Annotated in this window: 1 protein-coding gene; it reads left to right on the forward strand. The window is 75.1% G+C overall.

From position 1 onward, the window contains the following. Window positions 1-94 precede the first annotated feature (94 nt). Window positions 95-7,645, forward strand: a 7,551-nt coding sequence (locus AOK23_RS12425; RefSeq protein WP_157878012.1) for a type I polyketide synthase, incomplete at its 3' end; no start/stop codon positions are given.

Below are 7,645 nucleotides of genomic sequence, written 5' to 3' on the forward strand. Positions count from 1 at the left end.
GCCCTGACCCGACCCCCGCCGGGGGCCTCATCGGCTCCCGTCGCGGGACCCCACCAGATCCCTCTTCCGTACGTACGCTCGAATCGGAGTGCCCGTGGCGAACGACGACAAGGTTGTTGACTACCTCAAGCGGGTGACCGCCGACCTCCAGCGCACCCGTGGCAGGCTCCGCGAGCTGGAGGAAAGCCGACGCGAACCCGTGGCGATCGTCGCGATGGCCTGCCGCTTCCCCGGCGGCGTGGAGACCCCCGAGGCCCTGTGGGACCTGGTGCGCGAGGGCCGCGACGCCATCGGCGCCTTCCCCGCCGACCGCGGCTGGCACACCGACGGCCTGGCCGATGCGGGGGTCCGCCTCGAAGGCGGATTCCTGCACGACGCCGCCGAGTTCGACGCCGAGTTCTTCGGCGTCTCCCCGCGCGAGGCGCTGGCCATGGACCCGCAGCAGCGCCTCCTCCTGGAGACCTCCTGGGAGGCGTTCGAACGCTCCGGCCTCGACCCGGCGGCCCTGAAGGGCACCGACGGGGGCGTCTTCGTCGGCATGACCGACCAGAAGTACGGCCCCGAGGGCGACGAGGCGCTGCGGGAGGTCCAGGGGCACGTCCTCACCGGCACCACCTCGAGCGTCGCCTCCGGCCGGCTCGCCTACCACTACGGCCTGGAGGGCCCGGCGCTGACCGTCGACACCGCCTGCTCCTCCTCCCTCGTCGCGCTCCACCTGGCGGTACGGGCCCTGCGCGCCGGAGAGTGCTCCTTCGCCCTCGTCGGCGGTGCCGCCGTGATGGCCCGGCCGGGCCTGTACGAGGAGTTCCTGCTCCAGGGAGGTCTCGCCGGGGACGGCCGCTGCAAGGCGTTCTCCGCGGCGGCGGACGGCACCGGGTGGGCCGAGGGCGTGGGCGTCCTGGTCCTGGAACGGCTGTCGGACGCCCGCCGCGCCGGGCACCGCGTGCTGGCGGTGGTCCGGGGTACGGCGGTGAACCAGGACGGCGCCTCCAACGGCCTGACCGCCCCCAACGGCCCTTCCCAGCAACGCGTCATCCGCGCCGCCCTCACCGACGCCGGCCTCGGCCCCGCCCAGGTCGACGCCGTCGAGGCGCACGGAACGGGTACGCGGCTCGGCGACCCCGTCGAGGCGCAGGCGCTGCTCGCCACGTACGGCCAGGACCGCGAACAGCCCCTGTACCTGGGCTCGTTGAAGTCGAACATCGGCCACGCCCAGGCGGCGGCCGGTGTCGGCGGCATCATCAAGACGGTGCTGGCGCTGCGCCACGGCGTACTGCCGCGCACCCTGCACGTGGACGAGCCGACGCCCGAGGTGGACTGGTCGGCCGGATCGGTGGAACTGCTGATCGAGGAACGGCACTGGCCGGAGACCGGCCGTCCCCGCCGGGCCGCGGTCTCGTCGTTCGGGATCAGCGGGACGAACGCCCATGTCGTCCTGGAGCAGGCGCCCGACGCCGAAGTCACCGGAACCACCGGGACAGCCGGGGCTCCCGTAACCGCCGGGGCCACCGGGACGGCAGGGGTGGCCGAGACGCCCGGGGCCGCCGGGACCACCGAGGCGGCCGGCACCCCCGGGCCCGTCGTGTCCCCCGAGGCGCAGCCCGGCGCGGCGGCGGACACCCCCGTGGCCCTGCTCCTCTCCGCCCGCGGTACCGAGGCGCTGCGGGCGCAGGCCGGGCGACTCCGCGACCACCTCGGCCGCGCCGACTCCGACGACGCGGACCGCGATGACCGTGACGCGGACCGCGATGACCGTGACGCAGCCCCGGACCCGCGCGGCGTGGCCCGCGCTCTCGCGGGCCGGCGCACCCGGTTCACGCACCGGGCCGTGGTGTTCGGCACCGGCCGCGCGGAGCTGACCGCCGCCCTCGACGCCCTCGCCGGGGGCCGCCCCGACGCCCGCGCGGTGCACGGCACGGCGACGGCACCCGGACCGCTGGCGTTCCTCTTCACCGGCCAGGGCGCCCAGCGCGCCGGCATGGGCCGGGAACTGCACGCGACGTACCCCGTGTTCGCCGCCGCCTTCGACGCCGTAGGGACCAGGCTCGACGCGCGCCTGGAGCGGCCGCTCGCCGAGGCGCTGGACTCCGAGGAGCTGCTCGGCCGCACCGCCTACACCCAGAGCGCCCTGTTCGCGTTCGAGGTCGCCCTGTTCCGGCTCCTCGAACACTGGGGGCTGACCCCCGACCATCTGCTCGGCCACTCCATCGGTGAACTCGCCGCCGCCCATGTGTCCGGAGTGCTCTCCCTCGACGACGCGTGCACCCTGGTCGCCGCCCGCGCGACCCTGATGCAGGCCCTCCCCGACGGCGGCGCCATGCTCGCGGTCGAGATCGCCGAGGACGCGGTGCCCGCCCTCCTCGACGCGGCCGGCACCACCGGCCTGCTCGCCGTGGCGGCCGTCAACGGCCCCCGGGCCACCGTGCTGTCGGGCCCCGCCGAAGCGGTCGACGCCACCGCGGCCCTGTGCGCCGAACGCGGCCTGCGGACCCGGCGCCTGAAGGTCAGCCACGCCTTCCACTCGCCGCTGATGGAGCCCATGCTCGACGAGTTCCGCGCGGTCGCCGAGAGCCTCACCTTCCACCCGCCGCGCATCCCCGTCGTCTCCAACGTCACCGGCCGCCTCGCCACGGACGAGGAGCTCCGCTCGCCCGAGTACTGGGTGCGGCACGTCCGGGAGGCCGTTCGTTTCCACGACGGTGTCCGGCAGCTCGGCGCACTCGGCACCACCGCCTGCCTGGAGATCGGGCCCGGCGGCGCCCTCAGTGTGCTGGCCCGCGACTGCCTGCCCGAGGCGGGCCCGGCGTTCGTCCCCTCCCTCCCGCACGGCCACCACGAGCCCACCGCCCTGCTGACCGCCCTCGGCGAACTGCACGTCAGGGGGGTCGACGTCGACTGGAGCGCCGTCCTCGACGCCCCCGACGGCGACGGCCCGGACCTGCCCACGTACCCCTTCCGGCGGCAGCGCTTCTGGCTGCCGGCCACGGCGGGCACCGGCGGCCCGCTCCTCGCCGCCCCCACGCCCGCCGTCACCGAAGCGAGGCCCGCCCCGGACGGGGGCCGAGGCGTCGACCTGGACCTGGTGCGCGCGGTGGCCGCCGCGGTGCTCGGACACCCCGGACTCGACGCGGTTCCCCCGGACCGCGCGTTCAAGGACCTCGGCTTCGACTCGCTGTCCGCCGTACGGTTCCGTGACCGTCTCGCCGAGGAGACGGGTCTGGCACTGCCCACGACCCTCGTCTTCGACCATCCGACCCCGCAAGCCGTCGTCGCCCATCTGAACGGCGAGCCCACCGGTCGCCGTGCCGCCGTCCGCGCCCGCTTCGCCGACGAGCCCCTCGCCGTCGTCGGCATGGCCTGCCGCTACCCCGGCGGCGTCACCACCCCCGAGGACCTGTGGCGCCTGGTCGCCGAGGGCCGCGACGCGGTCACCGCCTTCCCCCGCGACCGGGGCTGGGACCTCTCCGCCCTGCGGAACCTCGACGGCGTCACCCCCACGACCGGCGGATTCCTCCGGGGCGCCGCCGAGTTCGACGCCGACTTCTTCGGGATCTCCCCGCGTGAGGCGCTCGCGATGGATCCGCAGCAGCGCCTGCTCCTCGAAACCTCGTGGGAGGCGGTCGAACGCGCCGGTGTCGACCCGCTGTCGCTGCGCGGCAGCCGCACCGGAGTCTTCGCCGGCATCGCCGGCTCCGACTACGCGGACGTCCTGGCCGCCACTCCCGAGACCGAGGGCCACGTCATGACCGGCACGGCGGGCAGCGTCGTCTCCGGACGCGTGTCCTACGCGCTCGGTCTGGAGGGTCCGGCCGTCACCGTCGACACCGCGTGCTCGTCCTCCCTCGTCGCCCTCCACCTCGCCGGGCAGGCCCTGCGCACGGGGGAGTGCGACCTCGCCCTCGCCGGCGGTGTCACGGTCATGAACACCATCGGCGGCTTCCTGGAGTTCGCCCGTCAGGGCGGCCTCGCCGCCGACGGCCGCTGCAAGGCGTTCTCCGAGGCGGCCGACGGCACCGGATGGGCCGAGGGCGTGGGCGTCCTCGTGCTGGAGCGGCTGTCGGACGCCCGCCGCAACGGACGGCGCGTGCTGGCGGTGGTGAAGGGCTCCGCCGTGAACCAGGACGGCGCCTCCAACGGGCTCACGGCACCCAACGGCCCCTCCCAGGAACGGGTGATCCTGGAGGCACTCGCCGGCGCCGGGCTCACCCCGGCGGACGTGGACGCCGTGGAGGCCCACGGCACCGGCACCCGCCTCGGCGACCCGATCGAGGCACAGGCCCTGCTCGCGACGTACGGGCAGGACCGCGAACGGCCGCTGTACCTGGGCTCATTGAAGTCCAACATCGGCCACAGCATGGCGGCGGCCGGGGTCGGCGGCGTGATCAAGACGGTGCTGGCCCTGCGCCACGGCCTGCTGCCCCGCACCTTGCACGCGGACGAGCCGACCCGCCAGGTCGACTGGTCCGCCGACACCGTACGGCTCCTCACGGAGAACCAGCCCTGGCCGGACACGGGCCGCCCCCGCCGGGCGGGAGTCTCCTCCTTCGGCATGAGCGGCACCAACGCCCACGTCATCCTCGAACACGCCCCCACGGACGCCCCGCAGCTCACCGGCGGGCACCCCGACCGGCCCGCGGACGCGGAGGACGGCCGGAGCGAAGCGACGAGCGCCGACCACCCCGTCGTCCGCCCCTGGCTCCTCTCCGCACGCACCCCCGAGGCCCTGCGCGCCCAGGCCGCCCGCCTCGCGGACCATCTGGCCGGCGTCGACACCACGCCGGCCACCGTCGGCAAGGCCCTGCTCGACAGTCGCTCACTGTTCGAACACCGGGCCGTCGTCATCGGCACCGACCGCGCCGACCTGCTGAGCGGCGTACGCGCCCTCGCCGACGACACGGCCACCGCCCCGCAGGTCGTCACCGGCACGGCCCGACCACTGGGCCGGGGCCCCGTGTTCGTGTTTCCGGGTCAGGGGTCGCAGTGGGTGGGGATGGCGGTGGAGCTGTTGGAGGCTTCGCCGGTGTTCGCGGAGCGGATGGGGGAGTGCGAGGAGGCGCTGTCGGCTTTCGTGGACTGGTCTCTGCGTGAGGTGCTGTCCGATGAGGCTGTGTTGGGTCGGGTTGATGTGGTGCAGCCGGTGTTGTGGGCGGTGATGGTGTCGCTGGCGGAGGTGTGGCGGTCGTACGGGGTGGAGCCGGCGGCGGTGGTCGGTCACTCGCAGGGCGAGATCGCCGCTGCGGTGGTGGCCGGGGCCCTGTCGTTGGACGACGGCGCCCGTGTGGTGGCGTTGCGTTCCACAGCCATCCTGGCGTTGTCCGGGAAGGGCGGCATGGCCTCCGTACAACTGCCCGTTGACGCCGTCCGCGAGCTGACGCCGCTGACCGACGGCCGGGTGGAGGTGGCCGCCGTCAACGGGCCGTCCTCGGTGGTCGTGGCCGGGACGCCCGAGGGTCTGGACGAGGTGATCGCCGAGGCGGAGGCGCGCGGCGCACGCGCCCGGCGGGTCGAGGTGGACTACGCCTCGCACTCCGCGCACGTCGAGCAGATCCACGACGAACTCCTGGCGCTGTTGGCCGACTTGGGGCCGACCGCCTCCCGTATCCCCTTCCTCTCCACGGTCACCGCCGAGTGGCTCGACACGAGCGGGCTGGACGCGGAGTACTGGTACCGGAACCTGCGCTCCACCGTGCGGCTCGAATCGGCGGTCACGAAGCTGGTCGACGGCGGTCATCGAGTCTTCGTCGAGGTCAGCCCGCACCCCGTACTCCTCGCCCCGCTCGCCGAGACCGTCGAGAAGGCGGACGTCGAGCCGCTGGTGGTCGGGACATTGCGTCGGGACGAGGGCGGTCCCGGCCGGATGTTCGCCTCGCTCGCCGAACTCGCCGTCGGCGGCGTACGGGTGGACTGGTCCCCGGCGTACGCCGATCGCGACACCGCTGTGCCCGGCGGTGAGCCGGTCGAGCTGCCCACCTACGCCTTCCAGCGGCGTCGTCACTGGCCGCAGACGCTCCCGGGCGCGGCCGTGACCGACCCGGCGCACGAGGAGTTCTGGCAGGCCGTCGAGGAGCAGGACGTCACCGCGCTCGCGGCCGCCCTGGACCTGCCGGCCGACGAACCCGCGCTGCACGCCGTCCTGCCCGCCCTCTCCTCCTGGCGTCGCGACCGGCGCCGGCGCGGCACGGTCGACGCGTGGCGGTACACCGTCGACTGGCATCCCCTGAACCCGCCCCCGGCGCCCGCCGAACTGCCGGGCACCTGGCTCATCGCCGTACCGGAGGCGCTGCGGGACGATCCGGGGCTCGTCGCGGCGGCCGACGCCGTACGGGAGCGTGCCGAGCGGGCGGTGACCCTGATCGTGGCGCCGGACGACGACGCCGACACCCTCGCCGCACGTGTCCGTGAGATCGCGCCGACCGCCGCGGTGACCCTGACCGGCGCCGACACCACACCGCACCCGGCGGATCCGGTCGTGCCCACCGGTCTCGCCACCACGCTCGCCCTCTTCCAGGCGCTCGTCAGGACCGACACGACCGCCCCGCTGTGGTGCGTGACCCGGGGTGCCGTCGGCACCGCCGACGACGCCGGGCCCGCCGATCCGGCGCAGGCCGCCGTCTGGGCACTGGGACGCGCCGCGGCCGTCGAACTGCCCCAGCACTGGGGCGGTCTCGTCGACCTCCCCGCCACCGTCGACCCGGCCGCCACCGACCGGCTCCTCGCCGCGCTCACCGGCACCGACGGCGAGGACCAGGTCGCGGTACGGCCCTCCGGGGTCCTCGCCCGGCGCCTGGTGCACGCCGCTCCCACGGCCGACGGCAACCCCGGCTGGACACCGCGCGGCACCGTCCTCATCACCGGCGGCACCGGCGCCCTCGGCACCCACGTCGCCCGCTGGCTCGCCCGGGACGGCGCCGAGCACCTCGTGCTGCTCAGCAGGCGGGGCGCCGACGCACCCGGCGCCGACGCGCTGCGGACCGAGCTGGAGGAGACCGACGTACGGGTCACGCTGCTGGCCTGCGACACCGGCGACCGTGCCGCCCTGGCCACCGCCCTCGCCGAGGTTGAACGCGACGGCGACCCGATCCGCGCCGTCGTGCACGCCGCAGGCGTGGGCGTCCTCGGACCCGTCGCCGAGGCCCCCTTCGAGGACCTGGTCACCGTCCTCGGCGCCAAGGTGACCGGCATCGAGAACCTCGAAGCGGTCCTCGACCCGGACCAGCTGGACGCCGTCGTCTACTTCTCCTCCATCACCGCCGTCTGGGGCGCCGGCGACCACGCCGTCTACGCGGCGGGCAACGCCGTGCTCGACGCGCGCGCCGAACGGCGCAGCGCCGACGGCGTACCCACCCTGTCCGTGGCCTGGGGGCCCTGGTCGGGCGGCGGCATGGTCTCCGACACCATCTACGACCAGCTCCGCGCCACCGGCCTGCCCGTCATCGACCCGGAGACCGCCGTCGCCGGGCTGGCCACGGTCCTCGCCGACGGAGAGGTCTCGGTGATCCTCGCCGACGTCGACTGGGAACGCTTCGCGGAGGTCTTCACCTCCGGACGGCCCAGCCATCTGCTGGACGACATCCCCGAGGCCCGACCCGCCGCACCCGAGGAGACGGCCACCGGTCCCGCCCCCTCCGCACTCGCCCCCCGTCTC

The sequence above is a fragment of the Streptomyces torulosus genome (genome assembly GCF_001419765.1).
Lineage (GTDB): Bacteria > Actinomycetota > Actinomycetes > Streptomycetales > Streptomycetaceae > Streptomyces > Streptomyces torulosus.